Source organism: Streptomyces bobili, from assembly GCF_002154575.1.
GTDB lineage: Bacteria > Actinomycetota > Actinomycetes > Streptomycetales > Streptomycetaceae > Streptomyces > Streptomyces bobili.
Genome location: NZ_MUBA01000463.1, coordinates 1 through 26,399, shown reverse-complemented (window position 1 = coordinate 26,399; position 26,399 = coordinate 1). Strand labels below are relative to the sequence as shown.

Below are 26,399 nucleotides of genomic sequence, written 5' to 3'. Positions count from 1 at the left end.
GCGCGGCCACGGCCCGCCCGGTCAGCTCCGGCGCTCGTCGGCCGCCCGCCTCCAGTTCACGCTGGCCGCCCGCCGCCGGCTCCGGTGTGCTCCGCGGGGGCGGGGCGAGTGCCGGACGGTCGGGCCGGCGGTCGGCGGGGAGGCTGGCGGGAGTCGTCGGTCCGACCCGGCTGCGCGCCATCTCGAACCACTGACGGGTCACGGCCTCCAGCTCGGGATCGGCCGCCGGGCGCCCGCTGTTGGCGACGGAGTTCACGGTCCGCCGACCGCCTCCGCCCGACCTGGCGCGCGTGGCGTTGAAGGTCCCGGTGTCGGTCTCGGCCCGGTCGTACAGGGCGCTGACCCGCTGCTGGATCTCCGCACGGCTCGGTGTGCCTGCGTCCTCGATGCGTGCGGAACCTGTCCCTGTGGGGAGCGTGGTGCGATCCGTCGCCATGGAAGACGTACTCCTTCCGTGCTCCGCCGGCCGAGTGGGCGGTGGATCCGGGAGCGGTCCTTGCAGCAAGGTACTCCCAAGCTCGCCACCCCGTCGGGCGGTTGAGCATCTCACCCCGGGGATGGACGGTCCCGGCTCCGGCCGCGGCACTGCTGTCACGGACTCGGCGGAGGTCGCGCGGCCGGCGGGGTTCGCCGGAGTCGGTCGTGCGGCCTTACGTCAACCTAGCCAACTTGTGTGACTGGTGTGAAGATTGAAGCGCTAAATGTCCGATACGTATTCGTGACCTTGGTCTCTCTTCACCGCAACGGCGTTTGGATCGGTCCGACTTGACCGGTGTGCCTGGCCGTCGTGCTCGCGTCGCGGATCCGGCGCGTCCGCGTCCCCGCCGGTGTCCGGCGCGGGGCGGCGGGCGCGGGCCGCCTCGTCCTGGTCGAGCAGGGAGAGCAGGGCCGCCACCGTCAGTCCCGCCTCGGCCGGGTGGCGCAGCACCTTGCCGGGCTCGATCCGGTAGGTGTTGCCGCGCCCCTCCCGGGTGTGGGACAGGTAGCCCTCCTGCTCGAGGTCGGCGATGATCTTCTGAACGCTGCGTTCCGTCAGCCGGCAGCGCGCGGCGATGTCGCGGATCCGGGCGGTCTGGTTGTCCGCGATGACCGCCAGTACGCGGGCGTGGTTCGTCAGGAACGTCCATCCGGTGTGCGATTCGGGCACTGCTTCCATGGGGCAATGATACGGCCGCGGATTCACGTATACAAAGGCCTGAACTATATTTCGTGTATCGGTTGACGTATGACGGGTATGAGAGTGAGCCTGGGACGGTGAGGAAAGTGACCGGGGAGGCGGTCATGGCAGAGCCTGCGTACGACGCGGAAAGCGGCGCGGGGGCGGGCGGCCTGCGGGCCGGGGCGAGCGGCGCGCCGCACCCCCGGCCGCTGCCGGGGATCGCCCTTCGCGTGGAGGGTGAGCGGGTGGCGGTGAAGATCGACGGTGAGCTGGACCTGGAATGCGCCGAGCAGCTGGAGCACGCCCTGCGGGCGGCGCTGGCCGCGGCCGTCGGCGCCGTGGAACTGGATCTCGACGGGGTCACCTTCTGTGACTGCGCCAGCCTGAACGTGCTGCTCGAACTGCGCGAGCGGGGCCTGCGGCAGGGCAAGCCCCTCGTCATCCGCTCGGCCGCGCCCGTGGTCCAGCGGCTCCTGGACCTGACCGGCACCGCCGCGCTGTTCGCCGGCACCGACCCCGACCCCCACCGTGACGACGATGCCCCCGACCCCGAGCCGCCGGAGGAGGGCAGTCGCGAGAAGGAACTGCGCGTCGAGGTGGTCCAGCTGCGACGGGCCATGCAGACCCGCCCGGTGATCGACCTCGCCCGCGGCATCCTGATGGCCTCCTTCGCCCTGAGCGCCCAGGACGCGTGGCGGGTCCTGGTCGACGCCTCCCAGCACACCAACACCAAGCTGCACCACCTCGCCCACGACCTCGTCGGCGCCGTGGAGGGAGACCCGCCACCGGAGGCCGTACGGGACCAGGTGGCGGCGGCCGTCGCCAGGATCCGCGCCGCCTCCCCGGCGGTGGAGGCGGGGGAAGCGGGGGAGCGGAGCGATCCCGTCGACGGGTGACCCCTCACCCCGTCTCTCGACGACCGTCGCGTCACCCGCTCACCGGCGCGAGTGTCACCTCCGACCAGGCCAGGGGCCGCGGCCTCCCCGCCCGGTCGGTCCGGTAGAACTGGGCCATGCGCATCGACTACGCCCCCGAGAGCCTGGGCGCCGGAGCCTTCTACCGGCTCCTCACCTCCGTCGTCGTGCCCCGGCCCATCGCCTGGGTGTCCACCCTGGCGGCCGACGGCACGACCGCGAACCTGGCGCCGCACTCGTTCTTCACCGTCGCCTGCACCGATCCGCCGATCGTCCAGTTCACCTCCGTGGGACGCAAGGACTCGTTGCGCAACATCGAGGCCACCGGCGAGTTCGTCGTCAACCTCGCCCCCGAACCGCTCTTCGAGCAGATCAACGCCAGCGCGGTCGACTTCCCCGCCGAGGTGGACGAGTTCGACGCCGTCGGCATCGAGCGGGAGCCCTCGCTCGTCGTGGGTCCGCCCCGTGTGGCCGCCTCCCCGGTGGCTCTCGAATGCCGGCTCCACTCGACGTTGGGCATCGGCAACTCCACCTTGGTTCTCGGCCAGGTCGTGCACGCCGCCGTGCACGAGGACGCCGTCGTCGACGGCCGGCCCGACATCCGCCGGCTGCGGCCACTGTCCCGGCTCGGCGGCAACGAGTGGGGCACCGTCGGCGAGGTCCGCGAACTCGCCCGCATCCCCTACCGCGACTGGCCTACGTCCTGACACCGCGTCCTGACACCGCGTCCTGACACCCCGGACGGCGCGCCACGGGTTCGCAGCGCCTCTTCCGGCCCCTCCTGAAGACACGTCAGGTGGGCCACCTCGCGCGGGTGTCCGCTCCCTCACCCCGTCCGTGAACGCCCGGTGCGAGCAGCGCGCCGGGCGTTGTCAGTGGTCACCGGTAGCTTCGTTCTTGTCGCACCGACTCCGGTGCGACAGCCCCCCTGCCCTGCGCCGACCTGGCGCGACCGGGCTTTGTGCTGCAAAGGAGATGGTGCGTTGTCGGACTGGGAGAAGTCGAGCACGGCCCGGGTGGTGCCGCCCGCGCGGCCCCGCAAACTCGCCAAGGTCCCCTTCGTCGAACTGGCCGACGGACGCCTCCAGGGCGTCGTCTCCAGTGGCTCGGACATCGAGCGCGTGTACGTCTCCTCGGTGGCCGCCGGGACCTACGCGTTCACGTGCAGCACGAACAACAACCGCCCCTGCGGCGGCGCCCGGGGTTCGTTCTGCAACCACATCCGCGCCCTGATCACCGAGGCCGTCCTGCAGTACGGCGCCGAGCGCGTCGCCCGCTACCTGCGCGTCGAACCGGCCGGCGGGGAGGCCACGGTCCCCGGCATCACCGGCGCCATGACCGCCACCCGGCCCGCCCCGGCCGACGGCAAGACCACGGCGGCCTCCGTCTTCAGCCGGTTCCTGCGGCACCTCGCCTACCTCGAACTCGCGCCCACCACCGCCCCGTTGCCGGAGATGCAGTGGTTCCCGCCGACCAGGACGGCGACCGCCGCCGGAGTGCCCCCGCACGCGGCGGAGCCGGTCACCGATGAGGCGGTCACCGATGGACCGGTCACGCGGGAGCGGTCCGCGGACCCGCTGACCACGCCCGTCGACGGCCTCGGCGAGGCCCTCGCGGCGGTCGACGCCTTCGACCGGGCCCTCGTCGCCGGCCTGTCGCGTCCGCAGCCCGCCCGCGTCGCCGACCTGACGGAACTCGCCCACGCCGTGGCCGGTTCGCCGCTGGCCGCGCGGGTCGCGGAAGCCGTCGAGAAGGCGGCGGCCGGAACCGCGGGCGAGGACCACTTCCTCGCCCTCGCCGCCGCCCGCACGGCGCTGCTGGGCGCGGCGCACGACGCCCTGACGGCCCGTGCCGACGAGAGCACGGGCCGCCCGCGGGGCGAGGCCTCGACCACGGCCCCGGACCAGCGACAGACCGTCAACCTCCTGCTGGCCGCCCGGACCTGGCTCGCCGACCTGGCCCGCGCCGGCTGGCAGGGCATCGACCACGAACTCGTCGGCTCCGCCGCCCAGATCGTGTCCGCGATGCTGCCCGACCCCGCCCTGCGCCGACTGGCCACGCTGCTCGACGGCTTCGCCGCCGAACTCGCCGCCTCCTGCCCCGGCTCCTCCCTGGACCGCTTCCCGGCGCGCCGCTGGGGCGACCTGTGGGCGCGCGCCCTGCTCCTGACCCGGCCCGGCGCCACCGCACCCCGGCCGGCCGCCCCCGTCACCGGCCGCCTGCTTCCCCTCGGCGTCGACCTGCACGAGCACGCGACGGCCGCCCAGGCCCAGGTCCACGCGGTGTTCGAACCCACGGACGGCGGCGCGCCCCGCCTGGTGCGGGCGAGCGTCTCCGTGCCGAAACCGGACACCGTCGTCGCGGCCGGCGTCTGGCAGCTCCTGCGCCCGCACCTGCCGCTGCTGGCGGCCCTCGGCGAAGGCCGGTCCATGCAGCTCACCGAGATGCCCCTCACCGAGGACGGCGACCTGATCTGGGACGACGACCGGGCCCGTACGGGCGAACCGGCCGACGCCTTCGCCACCGCACGCGTCGCCCTCCCCGCCGCCACGGCCCCGCTCACCGCACCCCTGGACCGCCACACCGCGCGCCTCGCCGAACCGGTGTTCCTGGAGGGCTACACCACCCGCCAGGACGGCGACTCCCCGCTCACCTTCGGCTTCGCCGGACACTCCCTCGCCGTGGACACCGACCGCATCCCGGCCGCCGGCCCCCTCACCCCCGAGGCGGTGGCCGCCTCCCATGCCTGCATCGGCCTGCTGCGCTGGGACGACGGCGCGTTCCACGTCCAGCCGCTCGCCGTCGAGACCACGGTGCGCAAGAAGACGGTGGCCCTCCAGGCGGGCGCCTGGGCGGGCGGCACCACCGACAAGACCGGCGTCAAGGCGGAGAAGGCCGCCACGGATGCCGTGACCGTCCTGCGGGAGCGGGCGGGAAGGCTGCTGCGCACATGAACGAGCCCGAGAACACCCTCGCCCACCCGGCCGGGCCCGGCGCCGAGGCGGACCCCCAGGACAACCGCCGGCAGGTCCTCTACTGGCGGCTCCTCGCCCGACTCTTCGACCCGGAGGAGCAGGCCGCACTGGAGTCCGCGAGCCTCGCCGTCGTCGAGGACATCGGCCTGCCGCCGGCCCTGCTGGACCCGGGGGCCTCCGTCGACTCCGTCGTGCAGCGCCACCCCGAACTGGCCGCCGAGTTCGACGGCCTGATGGTCCCCGAGCCCGACGCGGACACCGACGGCGATGACACCCGTGACCGCCCGGCCGAGGTGCGGCGCGCCGCCCTCGTCTCCAAGGTGCTGCTCAACGTCTTCTCCACCGGCACCGGAGCCGTCAGCGCCGGACAGCTGGCCCGCTGGCAGTCCGACGCCGGCTGGCTGGAGCGGGCGCTCGGCTGCACACCCGGCGACCTGCGCGGCGGCCGGCCGGGCGGCGGCCGGGGAGTCGGCCCGACCGGCACGGGCGCCAACGGAGGGACACCCGACCTCAGCCGGCTGATCCCGCAGATCGGACCCGAACTCGGCGCCCTCGAAGGCGACCTGGTCAAGCGGATGCACCTGCGCGAGGTGCTCGCCGATCCCGCGCTGGCCGCCCGGCTCACCCCGAGCATGTCGCTCATCGAGCAACTGCTGCGCGACAAGAACAACCTGTCCGGCGTCGCCCTCGCCAACGCCAAGGCACTGATCCGCCGCTTCGTCGACGAGGTCGCCGAAATACTGCGCACCCAGGTCGAGAAGGCCACGGTCGGCGCCATCGACCGGTCCGTCCCGCCGAAGCGGGTGTTCCGCAACCTCGACCTCGACCGCACCATCTGGAAGAACCTCACCAACTACAGCCCGGAGGAGGAGCGGCTCTACGTCGACCGCCTCTACTACCGGCACACCGCCCGCAAGACGACACCGCAGCGGCTCGTCGTCGTGGTGGACCAGTCCGGCTCGATGGTCGACTCCATGGTCAACTGCACCATCCTCGCCTCCATCTTCGCCGGACTGCCCAAAGTCGACGTGCACCTCATCGCGTACGACACACAGGCGCTCGACCTCACCCCGTGGGTGCACGACCCCTTCGAGACCCTGCTGCGCACCAACCTCGGCGGCGGCACCGACGGCACCGTCGCCATGGCCCTCGCCCAGCCGAAGATCGCCGAACCGCGCAACACCGTCGTGGTGTGGATCTCCGACTTCTACGAGTGGCGCGGTGAGCCCCTCTACGAGAGCATGGCCGCCCTGCACCGCTCCGGGGTCAAGTTCATCCCCGTCGGCTCGGTGACCAGCTCGGGCCGCGGCAGCGTCAACCCCTGGTTCCGGGAACGCTTCAAGGACCTCGGCACGCCGGTGCTCTCCGGCCACATACGCAAACTCGTGCACGAGCTGAAGACGTTCCTCACCTGAGACGCCGGCTCGCGCTCACTCCTTCTGTCACTTTCCCTCTCGCCCTTGCCGTAGAAAGGCATGCCGATGTCCGACCTGTTGCGCGCCCCCGCCGAGATCAAGTACGCCGAGGAACTGGACTGGCTGGAGTCGGTCGACGACGGGCCCAAGCCGTTCTCCTGGCGGCTGTCGCCGAAGATGGTCCGGCTGTTCGTCCTGGGTTCCGAGCGCGCCGACGGTCTCGACCGGGACGTCTCGCAGAAGTGGTTCGGCGACCGCAGCATCGTCGAGCGGGCCATCGTCACCCTGGCCTCCGACCGCGGGCTGCTGCTCATCGGCGACCCCGGCACCGGCAAGAGCTGGCTGGCCGAGCTGCTGGCCGCCGCGATCTGCCGCAACTCCACCCAGGTCGTGCAGGGCACGGCCGGAACCACCGAGGACCACATCAAGTACTCGTGGAACGTGTCCATGGTGATCGCCAAGGGCCAGTCCCGCGAGTCGATGATCCCCTCACCGATCATGACCGCGATGGAGACCGGCACGATCGGCCGCGTGGAGGAACTCACCCGCTCCACCAGTGACGTCCAGGACGCCCTGATCTCCATCCTGTCCGAGAAGTACATCTCGGTGCCCGAACTCGACAGCGACAACATCGTGTTCGCCCAGCCGGGCTTCTCCGTCATCGCCACCGCCAACAGCCGCGACCGGGGCGTCAACGACCTGTCCTCCGCGCTCAAGCGCCGCTTCAACTTCGTGCGCATCCCGGTCGTGACGAACAAGAAGAGCGAGGCGGAGATCGTCCGCTTCCGCACCGAGGAACTCCTGCGCCGCCACCAGATCGAACTGGACGTCCCGCCCACCCTGCTGGACGTGCTGCTGCAGAGCTTCGCCGACCTGCGCGCATCCGCCTCCGCGGCGGCCAGTGACGACGAGAAGCTGGAGTCCGCGCTGTCCACGGCCGAGCAGATCGGCGTACTGGAGGACGCCATCCTGCACAGCAACTTCTTCGGCGAACGCGTCCTGACCGCACACGCCCTCGCCTCGTCCCTGGTCGGCTCCCTGGCCCGCCGCGAACCGGAGGACCTCGCCATCCTCAACAAGTACCTGCACGGAGTCGTCGAGCCGCGCAGCAAGGAAGAGGGGGGCTCCTGGCCGGAGTTCCTGGAGGGCGGCCGCGACGCGATCGCGACCCTGTCATGAGCACCCCGCCGGAGGGCACCTTCACCGCCCTGCGCACCCAGCTCCAGGACGCGGCGACGGCGTTCGCCGACGGACCCGGCGCCCTCGAAGGCATCCTGCGGGGCATCGTCGACGACGTCGAACGCGCGGTGCGCGAGCCCCTGGAGATCTTCCCCGTCTGCCACCACTCCCCGGCCTCCGCCCTCGCCATGGCCCGCCGGCTCCGCGAGAAGCAGCCGAAGGTGGTCTACCTGGAGCTGTGCGAGGACATGGCACCCCTCCTCACCGAACTGCGCAACTGCCGCCTCCCGGTGGCGGTACAGGCGTTCGCCTCCGAGATCGACGGCTTCCCCGCCGAATGGGCGCCGCTGTCCGTCGTCGCGCCGGTCACCGAGGCCTCCGCCGAGTACCAGGCGATCGCGTACGCCCTCGACACCCCGGGCGTCGACCTCGTCCTCGTCGACCGCTCCTCGGACCACGTCTTCCAGTGGGAGACCCCGCCCGCCGCGGACACCGGCCCGGACACCCCGCCCGCCGACGAGGAGAGCGCCCTGCACGGCGACGCGGTCGGCGTCGACATCGGCGACCTGCGCCCCCGCTTCGCCGAGCTGGAGGAGCACCTGCTGCGCCACGGCCGCGTACGGCACTGGTCGGAGTGGTGGCACCAGTACGTCGAACTGCCCCTCGGCGGCAGCGACCACGACACCTACCGCCAGGTCATGCTGCTCATCGGCAGCCTCTTCCGGCGCCTGGCACCCGGCGACCAGCGCCGGGTCCGGATCGACGAGGACCGCGAGCGGTACATGTGGACGCGGATGCGTGAACACCTCGCGGCCACCGGCACCGACCCCGCCGACTGCCTCTACGTCTGCGGCGCGTTCCACGCGGCCAGCCGCGTCGAGGAGTTCGGCGTCGAGGGCAGCGACACCTTCACCATCAGCCCGCCCACCCCCACCACGTGGCGGCACGGACTCATCCCCTCCAGCCACGCCGCGATCGAGGCGCAGTTCGGCCTCGCCGCCGGGTCGGTGTCCATCGCCGCGACGGAATGGGCGAAGAACCTCAAGCGCACCGGAGTGCGGCCCTACCGGCTGGAGGGACAGGCCGGCACGAAGAAGAGCACCAGGGCGAGGAAGGCGGCCGTGGCCGCTCTGCCCGCCGCCGCGGCCCCGCCCGCCGACCGGCTCACCGGGTTCCTCCAGCGACCGCCCGCCCTCGATCCCCTCGACGAGGCCGAACTGCTCGGCTGGTCCGTGGACATCGTGCGGGCCGCACGCCGGGCCGGCTACCTCGCCTCCACCGCCGACGCCATCGCCGTGTTCGAGACGTCGATCCTGCTGGCCGGGATGCGCGACCGGGTCCGCCCGACGCCGTACGACTTCCAGGACGCGGCCGTCACCTGCATCGAGAAGGAGGCCGTACCGGGCCGGCGCGACGTGGCGCGGCTCGTCGAGATCATGATGGGCGGCGACCGGATCGGCCAGGTCGGCTACGACGCGCTGCCGCCCCTCGCCCGGGACGTCCACGACCGGCTCGCCCCGCTGAAACTGAAACTCCAGCAGCGCGGCGTACAGCGCGCCCTGCTCGACATCGCCGGCCGGCCCGAGCTGGAGCGCTGCTCCGACGTGCTGTGGATGCTGCGGCGACTGCTGCCGCACGGCGCCGCCCGGCCGATCATGGGCGACCGGCGCCTCGGTGAGCGCGCGATCCAGGAGTCCTGGGACCTGGCCCTCGGCACCCACCAACGGGCGCTCATCGAGCTGGGCTACGAGGGCGTCAGCATCGAACAGGTCCTGGAGCAGCGGCTGCGGCGCGCCGCGTACGCCCCGCAGGCCACGGCGGCGCAGGTCCTCGAGGCCGTCGAGGACGCCATCCTCCATCTGCGCAGCCGCCGCCTCGCCGACGAACTGGGCACCCGCGCCCTGGAAGTCCTGGCGGGTGAGCGCAGTGTGGACGGCGCACCCGAGGTGCTGCGCCGGGTCCGCCGCCTGCTCGCGTACTACCGCACGAGCGAGCCGGTCCTGCCGCCCTGGATCGAGGCGTTCGTCAAGACGGGCTACGCGCACTACTGCACCCTGCTGCCGACCGCGTTCACCGACGAGGACGCCACCGTCCGGCAGGTCGCGGCCATGCTGGGCTTCCTGTTCGGCATGGAGGGCCTCGCCCTGTCCCTCGGCTGCGACCGTACGCAGCTGGAGCTCGCCCTCGCCCAGTCCCACCCGCAGGAGCCGTCCCGTACGGCGCTGCTGTGGGCGGCGCAGACGCACCTGGGCACGCTGTCCCGCACGGACCTGCGGGCCCGCTGCGACGAGCTGCTGGGCAATCCGCTGGTGGTGCCCGCGTACCCGCGCTATCTCAGCGGGTTCGTGCACGCGCTGGAGCCGGTGCCGGGGCTGGCCGACTTCGTCGTCGAGGCGGTGTCGAACGCCTTCGCGCGGCTTCCGGACCCGGTCCTGCTGCCCTGGCTGCCGACGCTGATCACCAGCCTGCGGGCGGGCGGCGCGGAGCTGGCCCCGCTGCTGATCCGTGAGGCGGGCCGGGTCTTCCCGGCCCGGCTGGCGGAGCTGGACTCCTGGGTGCCGCCGTGGCTGGCACCCCAGGAACTCCCGGCCGTCCGGCCGGGACCGGCCGCCGGTGGCGCTCGTGGTGTCGCCCTGCTCGTCGCGCGGCCGGTGACCTGCGACGCGCTCGCGGAACTGCTCGGTTGCGACGGCACCTGGGCGGACCCCGAGGCGGCGGCCCCGCGAGGGGCGGAGCTGCTCGACGGTCACCCGGAGACCGCGAGGGCGCTGGAGACCCTGCTGGCGGCCGGCTGACGTGAACGGGCCGCTCCACCGCTGTCAGGAGCGGTGGAGCGGCCCGTTCTGTTCCGGCGGACCCGGTGCGGGTCCGAAGGGAGTAGCGGCCTAGCTGTGCCGGGGGCCGACCGTGAGGGCGCCCGTCACCTTCGCCGTGCCGGTCAGGTCGTACACGACGGCGCCCGTGGACTTCTTCCAGATCTTGATGCGGAAGGTGTCCGGCGCGTCCGTGGCGGTGACGCGGAAGGCGTAGCCGGCGGTTCCGGCGACGGTGCCGGAGCCCTCGAGGACGGCCCGGGAGCCCGTGACCACCAGCCAGTCGAGGCCGGTGGAGCGGAACTTCAGCCGGGCCGGGCCGAAGTCGAAGGTGACCCGGCCGGTCGGGACGGTGGCGCCCGTGCGGTAGTCGGCGGCCAGGGAGAAGGACGCCTTGCCGGCCAGCGCCGCCTGGGCCGGGTAGGCCCCGGGGACGGCGACGAGGCCCGCGCCGGCCACGGGGCCGGCGGTACGGTCGTACACGATCAGCTCGGGGAGCGTCGTGCTGTCCGAGGCGCCGTCGTCGTCGGTGACGGTGATCACCGGGCGGAAGATGCCGGCCTTGCGGTAGGTGTGCTCGGCCTGGCAGCCGGCGGCGGTGACCTTGCCGGCCGTCGGGTCGGTGCCGTCCTTCCAGTCGATCTTGCAGGTGTGCTTGTCACCGGCGCCCGGGTCACTGAACTTGGCCGTGACCGTCGTGCTCCTGCCCGCCGCCACGGGGGACTTCGGGCCGGTCGCGGAGGTGATCTCCGGGGCCGCGTTGGTGACGGTCACGGTGGCCGAGTCGCTGCTGCGTCCGCCGGTCAGGGTCACCTCGTAGGTGCCGTTGTCGGTGCAGGTGAGGGTGGTCCTCGCCGACTCGGCGTCCGTGAAGGCGCAGGGTGCGCCGCTCGGGGCCGTCCACTTGGCGGTGCCCGCGCCGGAGAGCGTGCCGGTCAGTTCGATCTTGTCGCCTTCCTTGCCGGAGGCGTCCTGGCCGGCGCGGACGACGGTGACCGGGTCGATGCTCCCCAGGGTGGGAACAACCTTCTTCAGCAGGCCGTCGGCGTCGAACTCCAGCTTGTCGACGGTCGTTTCGCGGTGCGTGCCGTCACCGCCGGGGATGGCGAAGCGGTGGTAGGCGATGTACCAGTCGTCGGTGTTGGGGACGTGGACCACCGAGTGGTGGCCGGGGCCCTTGATGCCGAGCGAGAGGTCCTTCTCCAGGATCACGCCCCGCTTGGTCCAGGGTCCGGTGGGCGAGGAGCCGGTGGCGTAGGCGACCTGGTAGTTCTCGTCACGTGTGTCGTTCTCCGACCACATGAAGTAGTAGGTGCCCTTGCGCTTGATGACGAAGGTGCCCTCGTTGTAGCCGCTCGGGGTGATGTCGGTGACCTTCGAGGCGTCGAAGGAGATCATGTCCTCGTTGAGCGGCACGACGTAGGCGCGGCCGTTGCCCCAGTAGAGGTACGCCTGGCCGTCGTCGTCCGTGAAGACCGCCGGGTCGATCATCTGACCGCGGTAATCGCCCGCCTTCAGCAGCGGCTTGCCGAGCGCGTCCTCGAACGGGCCGGTGGGGGAGTCGGAGACGGCGACACCGATGCTGGCGTCGGCGCAGAAGTAGAAGTAGTACTTGCCGTTCCGCTCCTCCATGGCCGGCGCCCAGGCCCTGCTGTCCGCCCAGGAGACGTCCGGACCCAGGTCCAGGATGACGCCGTGGTCCTTCCAGTGGACCAGGTCGGTCGAGGAGTACGCCTTGAACTGCGTACCGCTCCAGCCCTCGAAGCCGTCGGTGGTCGGGTAGAGGTAGAAGGTGTCACCGAAGCGGACGATGTTCGGGTCGGCGTTGAGGCCGGGCAGGACCGGGCTCTTCATGATCACCGCCGAGACCGTCCAGGTGCGCTTCTTCCCGTCCGACCCCGTGACCTCGTACGTCACCGGTTCGGTGAAGTCGCGCAGGGTGCCCGAGGCGGGGCTGATGCCCGCGCCGTGGGCGAGGGTGAACTGCGGTGCCAGGGCGGTGACGTCACTGCCCTCGGTCAGCGGCAGGACGATCTCGCTGTCCTTGTCGTCGATCAGGGCGTCCACCTTGAGCGCCGGGTGGGTCGCCGCGGCGACGCCGGTGGTGTTGCCGCTGAGCTCCAGGACCTCGGCGGGTGTCAGGGCCCGGTTGTAGATCCGGAAGTCGTCGACCTCGCCGCCGAAGTACGGGTCCGGGGAGTACATGGACCTGCCGATGTAGCCCGAGTGGTCCTTGGCGGAGTCGTACAGCTCGGACGGCTTGACGGTGACACCGCTGACGCGGGCCGCCTCGGCGCCGTCCACGTAGAGGACCGCCGTCTCGGTCGCGCCGTCCAGCGTGACGGTGACGTGCTTCCACTCACCCGCGGTGAGCTTCGAGCCGCCGATCATCTGCTTCTCGCCGGACCAGGTGGCCTTGGTGATCGCGGAGAACAGCTTGCCGCCGCCGTTGGAGGGGGTGGCGAAGAGGTACTTGTCGCTGTCGGGGCCGAGCCCGAACAGCCACTGGAAGTTGTCGCCGCCCTTCCATTTGACGTACGTCGAGACGGTGACGGCGGTCGCGCCCTTCAGTACCCCGTTGGGGATCTTCACGTACGGCGAGTCGGAGCTGCTGGAGCCGCCGGACATCTTGAACGAGCCGCCGTCGACGCCGGTCCCGAAGTCGGGCGTACGGACGTAGGTGCCGTGGTAGCCGTGGCCGCTGGAGTCGCGGGCGATGCTGCCGCCGGTCTCGTCGAAGCCGTAGCGCAGGAGCAGGTCGGCCGGGACGTCCGGCCCCTCGGCCGAGACCGTGACCTCGGCGTTGGCCTCGATCGCCGCGTCGCCGGGCAGGTCGCCCTTCACCGTGAAGGTGCCGGCCTGCGCGTACTGCGACTCGGCCACGGCCTCCCAGGTGACGGCGACGGGCCGCTTCACGCCGTCCGCGGACTCGGCGATGACGGTGGCGGGCAGGACCGGGGCGTCACCGATGCGCGTCCCGACCTTGACGTCCTCGACGCCGGTGATGATCTGGTCCGGCTGGTAGGTCTTCAGCAGCCGGTCGTACTCGGCCTGGGTGACCGGGAGCACGGTGCCGTGGCGGGGCTTGGACGGCAGGTCGTAGCCGGTGGACGGGGTCCAGACGCCGGAGGCCAGGTCCGTGGTCTCGAAGGGGATGTAGCCGCGTCCGCCGAACTCGTCGAGGAACGCGTACCACTTGTCCTCGGTGTTCGACTTGAACACCAGCGGCCCTTCGGCGGCGCTCATCGCGCCCTTGCCGATGCCCTCGGCGACGGCCGTCCAGGAGGTGTCGAGGAGCGAGTCGCTCCTCTCCTCGAAGATGAACTTGCTGTTGGGGGTGTCGGACGTATTGTTCCGCTCGTCCTTCGACAGGCGGAAGTACGTGCCGTCGTGCTGGATGACCGTGGAGTCGATGACCGAGTAGCCGCGGTCGATCCAGACCTTGGGCTCGCTGAAGGTGTAGAAGTCGCGGGTCGTCGCGTACATCATGCGGTTGTACGTGTCGCCGGAGTGGTCGGCGTTGGCGTACAGCTTCGACGCCCAGAAGACGACGTACTCGCCGAGCTTCTCGTCGTAGTAGGCCTCGGGGGCCCAGGTGTTGCCGGCCGTGTCGGGGGAGACCTTGACCAGGCGCTGATTCGTCCAGTTCACCAGGTCGGTGGACTCCCAGACCATGATGGACTTGCTGCCGGTGCGCTGGGAGGCGTCCCAGTCACCGTTGCCGTAGATCCGCAGGTCGGTGGCGATCTGGTAGAACTTGTCGCCCTCCGGGGAGCGGATGATGAACGGGTCGCGCAGGCCCTTCTCGCCGAGCGTGGAGGTCAGGACCGGCTTGCCGTCGTTCAGCTCCCGCCAGTTCAAGGGGTCGTTGCCCTTGCTGAGGGCCGCGTAGAGCTGCTCGCCGTCCGAGGTGCCCTCGCCGGTGAAGTAGCTGAACATGTAGCCCTTGTAGGCCTGGGGCGCGGGCAGTTCGGGCACCTTCGCCGTGAAGGCGCGGGTGGTCCTCGCGTCGCCCTTGGCGACGGTCGCGGTCAGTTCGACGGTCGTGGCGCCGTCGCCGTGCGCCGGGCGGTGGACCGTACCGTCGTCGGCCACGACACCCGCGTTCGCGGAGGACCAGGTGACCGTCGTGCCGTAGGCGCCCGTGGCGGGCAGCGTGAGGTTGCCGCGCACGTCGTCGAGGTTGCGCACGGTGAGCGCCTCGGCGGCCTGCTCGGTGGCGGTCTTGTCGTCGAAGGCGGCCGGGACCGTGACCTCGAAGGTCTTGGTGTCGCTGACGGTGCCCTTCTTCAGGGTCGCCGTGAGCGTGGCGCGGCCGTCCGGTTCACCGGCGGCGGGACGGGTCACCGCGCCGGAGTCGGAGACCACGTCCGTGTTGTCGCTCTTCCAGCTGATCGACGAGCCGCCGGCCGTGCCGGTCTTCGGCAGGGCCAGATCGGCGGTCACACCGCTGGTGTCGCCCAGGCTGAGTGCCGCCTTGTCGTCGGCGACGCCCCGCACGGCCACGGGGAGCGCGAGCTGCTCGACCTCGGAACCGGCCAGCGCCCGGTCGTACACGCGGAAGTCGCGCATCCTGCCCTTGAACAGTTTGTCGCCGGAGTAGACCGACCTGCCTATCGCGTTGGCGGTGGTGGTGCCGGAGCCGATGGCGCCGGGGGTGATGGTGACCGCCGTGTTGCGGGCGACCTCCACCCCGTCCTCGTAGAGCACACCCGTGCCGCCGGTCTGGGTGTACGTGAGGTGCTTCCACACCGAGCGGGTCAGGTTGTGCGAGTCGGCCGGCCTGGTCGTCTGCTCGGTCGACCAGTTGCCGGTCGCGATGGACGTGCGCAGGGAGTTGCCGGTGGCGAAGAGGTAGCCGTTTCCGTTGCCGCCGCTGGAGCTGCCGAAGCCGTAGAGGAAGTACGGCGTGCTCTGGGCCGCGTCGATGAGTACGTCCATCGAGACGGAGACGGAGTTCAGGCCCTTCAGTACGTCGTTGGGCAGCTTGACGTAGGTGTCCGAGCCGTTGAAGGCGAGCCCCTGGCCCGCGGCGGACCAGTCGGCGGTGCCCTGGACGGTGGCGTCGCGGCCGTGTCCGGAGGAGTCGGTGACACCGGCCGGCCCGTCGAGCGCGTACCGCAGGACGAGTCCGTCGGTGATGTCGGCGCTCTCCACCGCCTGGGCGGCCGTCGTGGTGCCGGTGAGGCCCAGGAGCAGGGAGGCGGCGGTCAGTCCGGCGAGGCGGGCCGCCCACCGTCTCGCGTTGCTGCGATGTCGTGGGGTGTGCGTCATTATCGGCCCGCCGTTTCCGCTGTGTGACGTGGTGTTGCGAGAGTGTCAAACGGCGATCGGCACGGCGTCAATAGATCTCGAACAATGTCCGACAGGTCGAACAAGGTGATGTGGGGCAACGCCCTCCGCATCGACGGCCGTCGGAGCACCACGCCACAGCCCGTTCTCCCGTACGGGAGTTGAGCACCCGTGCGAGCCCGGCGTCCCTCACCCGAGTGGCGTACGGGCCGGCGCCGTATGAGTGCGAGTGCAAAGGGCAGACCCTCTGTGACGGTACGCGCGAGGGCGAGGAGCACGCCGGTGACCGACGTCTGTTTCAGGGCCGACTTCACCTCGGCCCGCCAGTGGGTCGCGGGCCGCTCGTGGGCCTATCCCGGGGGCGGGCCCGTCAACCCCGACGACGACAAACTCGACCACCTGGTGGCCGACCCCGCCTACGCGCGCACCGGCACCTTCCGGGCCACCCGGCGCGCCGACGGCCTCTGGGACACCGGACTGCTCACCACCGAGGGCAGCGACGAGGGCTTCACGGCCCGCACCGGCGACCGGCTGGAGGCCACGGTGCGGCTGCCCGTCGAGACCGGCGCCTGGCCCGCCGTCTGGACCTGGCTCGACGGCGGCCAGGAGATCGACGTCTTCGAGTACCACCCCGACAACCCGGATCTGCTGGAACTGTCCAACCACGTCCGCGGCACCCACCGCTACCACCACGACGACGCCGTCCGCCCCGGCGGCTGGGTCGACCTCGCCGTCGAGTTCGGCGCCCGAAACGTCGTATGGTCCCTGAACGGCACGACCGTCTTCGCCGACCGGCGGGGCGTGGGCCGGCACTGGGAGGCCCACCTCATCGTCAACCTCTCGGTGTGCGCGGGCCGTTACCACCCACCGCCCGACCCGGAGGTCACCGAGATGTCCTTCGAGGTGGCCGCCCTCACCGTCCACCGGGACTCCTGCGGCTGACGTCCCGCGGACCCCGTGGGTGCGCGGAGCACCTTGCCACGGACCGCGCCGCCCGGCCAGCCGGGCGTGGCGGTCGGGCTACCGCCTCCCCCGAATGGCCCGCCCCGGCGGGACGCGGGGCGGCCCGCACGGTCTTCTGGAGGCACGCCCGACAGAAGGGACGAGCCGTGTACGAGATGAAGGTGGGCCTCGCGTCGGGTGGCGGTGAGCATGTGTGGCATGTGGTGGTCCCGCACCAGGGGACGAGCCTGTGCGGCACCGATGTCACCGCCACCGGCGCGACGGCCACGAACACGACCGACCGCCACTGCACCCCCTGCATGATGCATTTGCAGACGCTACTGGACGCCGACCGGCACTGACCCGGCGGCAGGTCCCGCGGGACCTGCCGCGTCGCGCTCGCATCCCCCGGGCGGCAGGGCCCGGGGGTGCGGCCGACCGAGGGACGAAAAGGTGCGGGCACCCTCGACTGCACATCAGATGGGAGGCATGCGAAGGCCCATGACGGCGGCGTTCGGCCGCCTGCGTCTGTACGCGACCGGCCTGCCGGTCGCCCTGTCCATACTCCTCTCCCTGCACCAGCCGATATCCCCGCCCTCCCCCGGCGAGTCACCCGGCACCCCGGCCCGCGGCACCGCCCGCATGGGCATGGGCGTCGCCCTCCACGACGGCCGGACCGGTTCCCCCGACACCCGCGCGGCAGCCACCCAGCCGGAGGGCGTCGACGTCTCCAGCCACCAGCGCACGGTGGCCTGGTCCACCCTGTGGGCCTCCGGGGTGACCTGGGCCTACGTCAAGGCCACCGAGGGGACCTACTACACCAACCCCTACTACGGCTCGCAGTACACCGGTTCGCGCGCCGTCGGCATGATCCGCGGCGCCTACCACTTCGCGACCCCGGACACGACCGGCGGCGCGGCGCAGGCCGACTACTTCGTCGACCACGGCGGCGGCTGGACCCGCGACGGCACCACCCTGCCCGGTGTCCTCGACATCGAGTGGAACCCGTACGGCGACGCCTGCTTCGGCAGGACCAAGGCCTCGATGATCTCCTGGATCGCGAACTTCCTCGCCCGCTACAAGGCCCGCACCGGCCGCGACGCCGTCATCTACACCGCCACCAGCTGGTGGACGCAGTGCACCGGCAACTACGCCGGATTCGGCGCCACGAACCCGCTCTGGATCGCCCGGTACGCAGCGACTCCCGGCACCCTCCCGGCCGGCTGGCCCCGCCACACCTTCTGGCAGTACACCTCCACCGGACCCACCGTCGGCGACCACGACCGGTTCAACGGAAGCCCCGACGGCCTGCGGAAGCTGGCCACCGGCTGACCGCGCCGGGCCCGCGAGGCCCGCGACCGAGTCCGACGAAACCGGACCGGGCCCGGCACCTCCGGTCCGGTCCGGGGGACAGGCGAGACCATGCACACGCACGAAGACGGACCCGACCGCGACCACCGGCGTCCCGAAGGGACGAGCGGCGCCACCGTGAGGGCCCTGGGCGCACTGTCGAAGGCGCTGGAGACGACCGAGCGGGCCCGAGGCCACCTCTACGCGTTCCACCAGCTCACCGGCACCGCGGACTTCCAACTGGACGAGGCGGTCGCTCTGCTGCGCGAGGCCGGGCACGAGGAGTGGGCCCGGAAGGTCTCCACGGAGATCCTCGGCCGCAACGTCATCCCCGGCCACTGGACCTTCCAGATCGTCGAGGCCTATGACCGCACGTACTACCGCTCGTTCAGGCAACTCGAGCGAGCCGCCGTGGACGAGCTGGCCGAGGGCAGGGACCACCTCTACGAGGCCGAACTGAAGGAAGCCCGCCGTACCGCCGGTCATCCCGACCACACCGCTCGCCCGGAAACGGGGGAAACGTGAGGGGGAGTGGCCCGATTCACATGGCACTCCGGTGACGGCACCGACACCATGGTCCCGTCACCGGCAGGCTGAAGGGATCCATGATGTTCCGCAAGGTGCTGGTCGCCAACCGTGGTGAGATCGCGATCCGGGCGTTCCGCGCCGGCTACGAGCTGGGCGCGCGCACCGTCGCGGTGTTCCCGTACGAGGACCGCAACTCGCTGCACCGGCTCAAGGCCGACGAGGCGTACGAGATCGGGGAGCCGGGGCACCCGGTCCGGGCGTACCTGTCCGTGGAGGAGATCGTCGGCGCGGCGCGCCGGGCGGGCGCGGACGCCGTCTACCCGGGCTACGGGTTCCTCTCCGAGAACCCCGAACTGGCCCGCGCCTGCGAGGAGGCGGGCATCACCTTCGTCGGGCCCGACGCCCGCACCCTGGAACTGACCGGGAACAAGGCCCGCGCGGTCGCCGCCGCCCGCGCCGCCGACGTCCCCGTCCTCGGCTCCTCGCAGCCCTCCAACGACATCGACGAACTGGTCCGGGCCGCCGAGACCGTCGGCTTCCCCCTCTTCGTCAAGGCGGTCGCCGGCGGCGGCGGACGCGGCATGCGGCGCGTCGAGGCCCCCGCCCAGCTGCGCGAGTCCATCGAGGCCGCGTCGCGGGAGGCGGCGTCCGCGTTCGGTGACCCCACCGTCTTCCTGGAGAAGGCCGTCGTCGACCCCCGCCACATCGAGGTGCAGATCCTCGCCGACGGCGAGGGCAACGTCATCCACCTCTTCGAACGCGACTGTTCGGTCCAGCGCCGCCACCAGAAGGTCATCGAACTGGCGCCCGCCCCGAACCTGCCCCCCGAACTGCGCGACCGCATCTGCGCCGACGCCGTCCGCTTCGCCCGCGAAATCGGCTACCGCAACGCCGGCACCGTGGAGTTCCTCCTCGACCGCGACGGCAAACACGTCTTCATCGAGATGAACCCACGCATCCAGGTCGAGCACACGGTCACCGAGGAGGTCACCGACGTCGACCTCGTCCAGGCCCAGCTGCGCATCGCCTCCGGCGAGACCCTCGCCGACCTCGGCCTGTCCCAGGACACGGTCACCCTGCGCGGCGCGGCCCTTCAGTGCCGTATCACCACCGAGGACCCCGCCAACGGCTTCCGCCCCGACACCGGCCGCATCAGCGCCTACCGCTCCCCGGGCGGCTCCGGCATCCGCCTCGACGGCGGAACCACCCACGCCGGTACGGACATCAGCGCGCACTTCGACTCGATGCTGGTCAAACTCACCTGCCGGGGCCGGGACTTCCCCACCGCGATCAACCGCGCCCGGCGTGCCGTCGCCGAGTTCCGCATCCGCGGCGTGGCCACCAACATCCCCTTCCTCCAGGCCGTCCTCGACGACGCCGACTTCCAGGCCGGGCGGGTCACCACCTCCTTCATCGAGGAGCGCCCGCACCTGCTGACCGCCCGGCACTCCGCCGACCGCGGCACCAAACTGCTCACCTACCTCGCCGACGTCACCGTGAACAAGCCGCACGGCGAGCGGCCCGACCTGATCGACCCCACGACCAAACTGCCCCCGCTGCCCGCCGGCGAGCCGCCCGCCGGCTCCCGCCAGCGACTGGTCGGCCTCGGCCCCGAGGGCTTCGCCCAGTGGCTGCGCGCATCGCCGACGCTCGGCGTCACCGACACCACCTTCCGCGACGCCCACCAGTCGCTCCTCGCCACCCGCGTGCGCACCAAGGACCTCCTCGCCGCGGCCCCCGCCGTCGCCCGGACCCTGCCCGACCTGCTCTCCCTGGAGTGCTGGGGCGGCGCCACCTACGACGTCGCGCTGCGCTTCCTCGCCGAGGACCCCTGGGAGCGGCTGGCCGCCCTGCGCGAGGCCGTCCCCAACATCTGCCTCCAGATGCTGCTGCGCGGCCGCAACACCGTCGGCTACACCCCCTATCCCACCGAGGTCACCGACGCCTTCGTACAGGAGGCCGCCGCCACCGGTATCGACATCTTCCGCATCTTCGACGCCCTCAACGACGTCGGCCAGATGCGCCCCGCCATCGACGCCGTACGCGCTACGGGCACCGCGATCGCCGAGGTCGCCCTCTGCTACACCTCCGACCTGTCCGACCCGGGCGAACGCCTCTACACCCTCGACTACTACCTGCGCCTGGCCGAGCAGATCGTCGAGGCCGGCGCCCACGTCCTGGCCGTCAAGGACATGGCGGGCCTGCTGCGCGCCCCGGCCGCCGCCACCCTCGTCTCCGCGCTGCGCCGCGAGTTCGGCCTGCCGGTGCACCTGCACACCCACGACACCGCGGGCGGGCAGCTCGCCACCTACCTCGCCGCGATCCAGGCCGGCGTGGACGCCGTCGACGGGGCCGTGGCCTCCATGGCCGGGACGACCTCCCAGCCGTCCCTGTCGGCGCTCGTCGCCGCGACCGACCACTCCGACCGCCCCACCGGCCTCGACCTCCAGGCCGTCGGCGACCTCGAACCGTACTGGGAGGGCGTCCGCCGGATCTACGCCCCCTTCGAGGCAGGCCTCGCCTCGCCCACCGGCCGCGTCTACCACCACGAGATCCCCGGCGGACAGCTGTCCAACCTGCGCACCCAGGCCGTCGCGCTCGGCCTCGGCGACCGCTTCGAGGACATCGAGGCGATGTACGCCGCCGCCGACCGCATCCTCGGCCGCCTGGTGAAGGTCACCCCCTCGTCCAAGGTGGTCGGCGACCTCGCCCTGCACCTGGTCGGCGCGGGCGTCTCCCCGAAGGACTTCGAGGCCGACCCCGACACGTACGACATCCCGGACTCGGTCATCGGATTCCTGCGCGGCGAACTCGGCACCCCGCCCGGCGGCTGGCCCGAACCGTTCCGCACCAAGGCCCTCCAGGGCCGCGCCGCCGCCAAGCCCGTCACCGCGCTGACCACCGAGGACCGGGACGGACTGGAGAAGGCCCCCCGCGCCACCCTCAACCGGTTGCTGTTCCCCGGTCCGACCCGCGACTTCGACACCCACCGCCAGGCCTACGGCGACACCAGCGTCCTGGACAGCAAGGACTTCTTCTACGGGCTGCGCCCCGGCAAGGAGTACGCCGTCGACCTCGAACCAGGCGTGCGGCTCCTGATCGAACTGCAGGCGGTGGGCGAGGCCGACGAGCGCGGCATGCGTACCGTGATGTCCTCCCTGAACGGCCAGCTCAGGCCCGTCCAGGTCCGCGACCAGGCGGCGGCCTCCGACATCCCGGTCACCGAGAAGGCGGACCGGTCCAAGCCCGGCCATGTCGCGGCGCCGTTCGCCGGCGTGGTGACGCTGGCGGTCGCCGAGGGCGACGAGGTGGCGGCCGGCGCCACGGTCGCCACCATCGAGGCGATGAAGATGGAGGCCACCATCACGGCCCCGCAGGGCGGCCGGGTCAACCGCCTGGCCATCAACCGGATCCAGCAGGTGGAGGGCGGCGACCTCCTCGTCGAGGTGGGCTGAGCCGGCCGGGGCGGGCGAGGCCCGCCCCGGCAGCCGCTCACTCCGGGGGAGCCCTTTCCCGGCGGGGACCACGGTCGGGCCCGCGCGTCGCTCGGCCGCACGCCTCGGACAGGCCTACGCGTCGCAGGACAGGCCTACGCGTCGGCCGTGCCGCTCGGCCGGACCAGCCCGCTCTCGTACGCCAGGATCGTCGCCTGCACCCGGTCGCGCAGGCCCAACTTGGACAGCAGGGCGTTCACATGGGTCTTCACCGTGCCCGTGGTCACCCCGAGCGCGGCGCCGATCTCGGCGTTGGCCAGCCCCGCCGCGATGTGCAGCAGGACCTCCTTCTCGCGGGGTGTGAGCGCGGACAGGGCACCGGTGACGGCGGGCGGCCGTGGAGCGCCCTGCGCGAAGGTGTCGATCAGCCGGCGGGTCACGGTCGGGGCGAGGATGCCCTCCCCGGCGGCGACGACCCGGATCGCGGACAGCAGTTCCTCCGGGTGGGCGTCCTTGAGCAGGAAGCCGGACGCCCCGGCGCGCAACGCCTCGTACACGTAGGCGTCCAGGTCGAAGGTGGTCAGCACCAGCACCCGCGGGCCGTTCGGCGCCGCGGTGACGAGACGGGTCGCGGTGAGGCCGTCCATGCCGGGCATACGGATGTCCATCAGCACCAGGTCGGGCCGCTCCTCGGCGGCCAGCGCCACGGCGGACGCCCCGTCACCGGCCTCGGCGACCACGGTCAGATCGGGCTCGGCGTCCACGATGGCGGCGAAGCCGGCACGGACCACCGCCTGGTCGTCGACGACCATCACACGCGTGACGACGGGGCCACCTCCTGAACGGGCCCGGACTCACCCGGACCGACAACAACACCGGTACGATACCGGCCCGTTCGAGGGGACTACGCCGCGGAGGGGGGCGGGCCCACGGCGTGGACGGTCACGGGGCCGGGAAGCGCCGGCCGGCGCCGGCCGTGTCGATCGCGCCGAGGAACGCCGACCAGGCCGTGGGGGAGAGGGCCAGCCGCGCCGACCGGTGTTCTCGGCGCGAAGCATCCCTATTCTTCCCCGCCCCGCCGCTCCGACGCGCTCAGGCCGTGCAGGAGTTCGCGCATCGCGGTCAGTGCCGCGCGGGCCTCGGCCGCCACCTCCTCCAGCCGTCCCTGCCGGGCCCGTTCGACCAGGACGGTGGTGCGCTCCAGCACCGCGTCACGCAACTTCGCCGCCAGCCGCCACCGTTCGGCGTCCGCCGCCCGCTCCGCATGCCACAGCGAGGCGGAGAGCGCGTGGTCGTCGAGGGCCAGGATCCGCAGGCGCCGGCGGCGCACGCCGAGCCCGGCACCCCACAGGGCGGCGAACACCCCGGCCGTCACCACGGCCAGCGGCACGAACACCACCACGGCGGTGAGGCGTACCGAGCCCGCCCCCGTCAGGTTCCCCTCCGCGGCCGCCGTCACCACCAGCACCGAGGAGAGCGACACCGCCGACACGATCCAGGCCGGCCAGGTACGGTCGGCGCCCCCGCCGTAGACGCCGATCGCGTAGACGGCCAGCAGTTCGGTGAGGGCCCCCGCGTCGAAGAACTCGGACACCCGCACCGGTACGACGCCCAGGGCGACCGCAGGCGGCCACAGCCACGACGTGGCCAGCACCCCGAGCAGAGCCGCCCACGGGGCGCGCCGGCGCCACAGCAGCGGCAGCGCGTGGACGGTCAGCAGCGCGGCCAGGACGAGCAGTGCGGGCAGCGCGCCGCGCAGGCTCGCGGGCGTCCAGTCCTCCGCGACGACCAGGGCGAACGCCAGCGGCAGCACCGCTCCCGCGAAGACCAGGGCCGGATCGGCCAGCCGCTGCTCCCGCAGCACGTCCGGCCGGTCGCCCTCCTCGGGCGGGCCCCAGGGCCCGGTGACGTCGGGCAGGGTCGCCCGGACCCGCCAGCCCCCGTCCGGCCGGGGGCCGGCCGTCAGGTCCCCGCCGACCGCCGCCGCCCGCTCCCGCATCCCCGCGAGACCTCGCCCGGAGCCGAGACCGCCCGCCCCGGACGTCACGATGCCGCGCGGCGGGGCGTTGTCCACGGTCAGTTCCAGGACGCCGTCCGCGCGCCGGACTTCGACGTGCGCGGCACAACCGGGTGCGTACCGCAGGGCGTTGGTGAGCGCCTCACGGACGATCCCGTGGACGGCCTCCGCGGCCGGGCCGGCCAGGTCGTCGGGGAGATCCGCCTCGATCGGCGGGCCCAGCCGCCCGAAACCGGCGAGAAGTTCCTCGATGCGCGCGGTCATCGGACGGGCGTCCGCGCCGTCGGTGTCCCGCATCAGTCCGACGAGCCGCCGCAGCGTGGTCAGGGTCTCGACGCCGGTGCGTTCCGCGAACGCCAGCGCCTCGGCCGTCAACTCCGGTCTGGTGCCGCCCAGTCGGCCTGCGGCGTCGGCGGTGATGACGACGGAGGTCAGATGGTGGGCGCTCACGTCGTGCAACTCGCGGGCCAGGCGCCGCCGTTCGGTCTCCGCCGCACGCCGCCGCGTCTCCTCCGCGCCGGCCAGCCGACGGGCCGCGGCCGACCGCCCCCTGACCCACTGGCGGCGGACCTCGCCGAGCCCCGCGCACGCCACGTACACCAGCGCTCCGAGCGCCCATTCGGTGGCCAGTGTCGGCCGCGGCCCGAGGCGGACGAGCGACATCAGCCACTCGACGCCGACGACCGCGGCGACCGCGCGAAGGGTCACGGGCACGGGCCGGCGGGCGGCCACCGAGTACAGCGAGACCAGCGTGCCGAGCCCGAAGTAGTTCTCGTCCCCCGCCACCTGGCCGAACACGAGCGTGCCCAGCGTCCAGGCCAGAGCCCGGACCGGCGCCTGCCGCCGGTGGCCCAGCGCGACGGTCTCCACGGCCAGCGCGACGAGGACGGCGGCGAGCCGAGCCGACCCGGGCACCTCCTCGCCGGCCATCTCCGCACCGGTCCACAGCCAGATGAGTTGTCCGCCCGCGAGGAGGGCGGGGAGCAGCCAGTTGCGTATCGTCTCCATGTCGCAGCGAGCGTAGGACGCGCCAGGGCCGCGCCACACCCGACCCCGGCACGAGGCCGCCCTCCACCCAGCGATGGAGGTGCCCTTCCTGCGCCGGACCGATGCCCCGGACACGGGTGATCGGCGAGGCTAGCCGTCATGACGAACCTGTCCGCCGCCGCGCCCTGGCCGTACCTCCCCGGACCTCATCCCGGACCTCTTCCCGTCCCGCCGCCCGCTCACCTCGCGGAACCGCTCGCCCACCACCGGCTGGCCCGGATCCGGGGAGGTCACCGATGGTGGCGTCCCGTACTGGGCACGCTGTTCGTGGCGGCGGCGTACATGGTGACCGTCGTGCTGCTCTACGGCCTCGTCGACGCCGTGGGAGCGGCCCGCGGCCACCGTCGGGGCCCGGACGGCACCGTGGAGTTCGGGCCGGTGACGAGCACCGCCGTCGACCTGACGATGCTCGCCGTCGCCATCCCCCTCGTGCTGCTCGCGGTCCGCTGGATCGGCCGCCGCCCGGCCGGGACGGTCTCCTCCGTGACGGGCGGACTGAGATGGCGGTGGCTCGGCCTGTGCCTGCTCGCGGCGGTGCCGATCCTCGCGGCGACCACCGGGGCGATGCTCCTGCTGCCCGCGGAGGGCGAGCCCTCGCAACAGTGGGCGGGGTGGGAGGTCTTCGGGCCGGCCCTGGCCATGCTGGTCCTGCTGGTGCCCCTCCAGGCGGCGGCCGAGGAGTACGTCTTCCGCGGCTGGCTCACCCAGGCGGTCGGCGCCTTCCTGCGCTCACCCTGGATCGCCATCGCGCCCCAGGCGGTGCTGTTCGCCGCCGCCCACGGCTGGGGCACCCCCTGGGGCTTCGCCGACCTGGTGGTGTTCGGGGCCGTAGCCGGCTGGCTGACCGTGCGTACCGGCGGACTGGAGGCGGCCATCGGCCTGCACGCCGTCAACAACCTGCTCGCCTTCGCCGCGGCGGCCTCCGTCGTCGATGGGCTGGCGAGCGACGACACCGCCGCCGACGCGCCCTGGGAACTCGTCCTGCTCGACCTGACAGGAGTCGCCCTCTACGCCGCCGCCGTCCTGTGGCTGGCCCGCCGCCACCGGCCCGCCCGCACCGCCCCGGCGGAACTTGCGGCCGTACCGGCCCCGCCTGCGCCCGTCCCGGCCGGATACGCCCACGCCCCGGTCCCCGGCTTCCCCGTCCCCTACGGCGCCCGGCCGGACGCACCAGGTCTGCCCCCGGGGACACCTCCCGCTGCCTCTCCGTCCGCTGACTCCGCCCGCTCCCCGCGCTAGCGTCCGCCCGTGAGCACCAGCAACTCCCGCCGACGGCCGGTCATATGAGCGACAGCGGGGCCGTCGAGACGCGCCCGGATCGACATGCCGTTGCC

The 26,399-nt window shown here is 72.5% G+C and carries 15 protein-coding genes and 3 pseudogenes; 13 read left to right on the top strand and 5 right to left on the bottom strand.

Going from position 1 to position 26,399, the window contains the following annotated elements; translation table 11 throughout:
* Together BZL64_RS30340 and BZL64_RS41480 are read right to left on the bottom strand one after the other, a co-directional pair.
* Nucleotides 1-436 (bottom strand): annotated as a pseudogene (locus BZL64_RS30340) (C40 family peptidase); the annotation flags it as partial.
* Nucleotides 437-832: 396 nt separating this feature from the next.
* A pseudogene (locus tag BZL64_RS41480) lies at nt 833-1,156 on the bottom strand (helix-turn-helix transcriptional regulator); the annotation flags it as partial.
* 125 nt (nt 1,157-1,281) lie between these two features.
* On the opposite strand from BZL64_RS41480, the gene BZL64_RS30330 reads away from it, so the two are divergent.
* The 7 genes and pseudogenes from BZL64_RS30330 (at nt 1,282) to BZL64_RS30305 (ending at nt 10,437) form a co-directional block, all read left to right on the top strand.
* Entirely contained in the window at nt 1,282-2,055 is a 774-nt protein-coding gene (locus tag BZL64_RS30330) for an anti-sigma factor antagonist (protein ID WP_086772353.1), read from the top strand.
* Nucleotides 2,056-2,171: 116 nt separating this feature from the next.
* Nucleotides 2,172-2,780 carry a flavin reductase family protein gene (locus tag BZL64_RS30325; RefSeq protein WP_086772347.1) on the top strand — a complete coding sequence of 203 codons (609 nt, stop codon included), beginning with the start codon at nt 2,172-2,174 and terminating at the stop codon, nt 2,778-2,780.
* 276 nt (nt 2,781-3,056) lie between these two features.
* Nucleotides 3,057-3,551, top strand: a pseudogene (locus BZL64_RS41470) (hypothetical protein); the annotation flags it as partial.
* 99 nt (nt 3,552-3,650) lie between these two features.
* The gene (locus BZL64_RS30320; protein ID WP_086772352.1) at nt 3,651-5,027 is read left to right on the top strand and encodes a hypothetical protein; all 1,377 of its coding nucleotides are present in this window, start codon (nt 3,651-3,653) and stop codon (nt 5,025-5,027) included.
* Nucleotides 5,024-6,463 (top strand): VWA domain-containing protein, encoded by a 1,440-nt coding sequence (locus BZL64_RS30315; RefSeq protein WP_086772346.1) that lies wholly within the window; start codon nt 5,024-5,026, stop codon nt 6,461-6,463. The genes BZL64_RS30320 and BZL64_RS30315 overlap by 4 nt, the downstream gene beginning before the upstream one ends.
* Before the next feature lie 66 nt (nt 6,464-6,529).
* Nucleotides 6,530-7,642 (top strand): ATP-binding protein, encoded by a 1,113-nt coding sequence (locus BZL64_RS30310; RefSeq protein ID WP_086772351.1) that lies wholly within the window; start codon nt 6,530-6,532, stop codon nt 7,640-7,642.
* Complete coding sequence (locus BZL64_RS30305; protein WP_086772345.1) at nt 7,639-10,437, top strand: DUF5682 family protein; 2,799 nt, start codon at nt 7,639-7,641, stop codon at nt 10,435-10,437. Before BZL64_RS30310 ends, BZL64_RS30305 begins: the two co-directional genes overlap by 4 nt.
* Nucleotides 10,438-10,527: 90 nt before the next feature.
* Here BZL64_RS30305 and BZL64_RS30300 read toward each other — a convergent pair whose 3' ends face one another.
* Nucleotides 10,528-15,729, bottom strand: coding sequence for a family 43 glycosylhydrolase (locus BZL64_RS30300; protein WP_086772344.1), 5,202 nt, complete (start codon nt 15,727-15,729; stop codon nt 10,528-10,530).
* A gap of 300 nt (nt 15,730-16,029) precedes the next feature.
* Here BZL64_RS30300 and BZL64_RS30295 point away from each other — a divergent pair, with 300 nt between their 5' ends.
* From BZL64_RS30295 to BZL64_RS30275, 5 genes are all read left to right on the top strand, one after another.
* On the top strand, nt 16,030-16,689 hold the full coding sequence (locus tag BZL64_RS30295) for a LamG domain-containing protein (RefSeq protein WP_244205558.1): 660 nt from the start codon (nt 16,030-16,032) through the stop codon (nt 16,687-16,689).
* A 167-nt stretch (nt 16,690-16,856) separates the two neighbouring features.
* On the top strand, nt 16,857-17,051 hold the full coding sequence (locus BZL64_RS30290; protein ID WP_086772342.1) for a hypothetical protein: 195 nt from the start codon (nt 16,857-16,859) through the stop codon (nt 17,049-17,051).
* 127 nt (nt 17,052-17,178) lie between these two features.
* Complete coding sequence (locus BZL64_RS30285) at nt 17,179-18,021, top strand: lysozyme (RefSeq protein WP_086772350.1); 843 nt, start codon at nt 17,179-17,181, stop codon at nt 18,019-18,021.
* 90 nt (nt 18,022-18,111) lie between these two features.
* Complete coding sequence (locus tag BZL64_RS30280; RefSeq protein WP_086772341.1) at nt 18,112-18,564, top strand: hypothetical protein; 453 nt, start codon at nt 18,112-18,114, stop codon at nt 18,562-18,564.
* Between the two features lie 83 nt (nt 18,565-18,647).
* Nucleotides 18,648-22,022 carry a pyruvate carboxylase gene (locus BZL64_RS30275; RefSeq protein ID WP_086772349.1) on the top strand — a complete coding sequence of 1,125 codons (3,375 nt, stop codon included), beginning with the start codon at nt 18,648-18,650 and terminating at the stop codon, nt 22,020-22,022.
* A gap of 134 nt (nt 22,023-22,156) precedes the next feature.
* Here BZL64_RS30275 and BZL64_RS30270 read toward each other — a convergent pair whose 3' ends face one another.
* Complete coding sequence (locus tag BZL64_RS30270) at nt 22,157-22,813, bottom strand: response regulator (RefSeq protein ID WP_086772340.1); 657 nt, start codon at nt 22,811-22,813, stop codon at nt 22,157-22,159.
* 248 nt (nt 22,814-23,061) lie between these two features.
* Nucleotides 23,062-25,026 (bottom strand): sensor histidine kinase, encoded by a 1,965-nt coding sequence (locus BZL64_RS39955; protein ID WP_086772339.1) that lies wholly within the window; start codon nt 25,024-25,026, stop codon nt 23,062-23,064.
* 138 nt (nt 25,027-25,164) lie between these two features.
* Here BZL64_RS39955 and BZL64_RS30260 point away from each other — a divergent pair, with 138 nt between their 5' ends.
* A complete protein-coding gene (locus BZL64_RS30260) occupies nt 25,165-26,304 on the top strand; it encodes a CPBP family intramembrane glutamic endopeptidase (RefSeq protein ID WP_086772338.1) in 1,140 nt (379 codons plus the stop codon).
* The last annotated feature ends 95 nt before the right edge of the window (nt 26,305-26,399 follow it).

Coding starts and splice junctions, on each gene's coding strand:
- BZL64_RS30325 (WP_086772347.1), top strand. CDS start 2,172: ATGCGCATCGACTACGCCCCCGAGAGCCTGGGCGCCGGAGCCTTCTAC.
- BZL64_RS30305 (WP_086772345.1), top strand. CDS start 7,639: ATGAGCACCCCGCCGGAGGGCACCTTCACCGCCCTGCGCACCCAGCTC.
- BZL64_RS30330 (WP_086772353.1), top strand. CDS start 1,282: ATGGCAGAGCCTGCGTACGACGCGGAAAGCGGCGCGGGGGCGGGCGGC.
- BZL64_RS30260 (WP_086772338.1), top strand. CDS start 25,165: ATGACGAACCTGTCCGCCGCCGCGCCCTGGCCGTACCTCCCCGGACCT.
- BZL64_RS30280 (WP_086772341.1), top strand. CDS start 18,112: ATGCACACGCACGAAGACGGACCCGACCGCGACCACCGGCGTCCCGAA.
- BZL64_RS30285 (WP_086772350.1), top strand. CDS start 17,179: ATGCGAAGGCCCATGACGGCGGCGTTCGGCCGCCTGCGTCTGTACGCG.
- BZL64_RS30270 (WP_086772340.1), bottom strand. CDS start 22,813: ATGGTCGTCGACGACCAGGCGGTGGTCCGTGCCGGCTTCGCCGCCATC.
- BZL64_RS30310 (WP_086772351.1), top strand. CDS start 6,530: ATGTCCGACCTGTTGCGCGCCCCCGCCGAGATCAAGTACGCCGAGGAA.
- BZL64_RS30275 (WP_086772349.1), top strand. CDS start 18,648: ATGTTCCGCAAGGTGCTGGTCGCCAACCGTGGTGAGATCGCGATCCGG.
- BZL64_RS30315 (WP_086772346.1), top strand. CDS start 5,024: ATGAACGAGCCCGAGAACACCCTCGCCCACCCGGCCGGGCCCGGCGCC.
- BZL64_RS30300 (WP_086772344.1), bottom strand. CDS start 15,729: ATGACGCACACCCCACGACATCGCAGCAACGCGAGACGGTGGGCGGCC.
- BZL64_RS39955 (WP_086772339.1), bottom strand. CDS start 25,026: ATGGAGACGATACGCAACTGGCTGCTCCCCGCCCTCCTCGCGGGCGGA.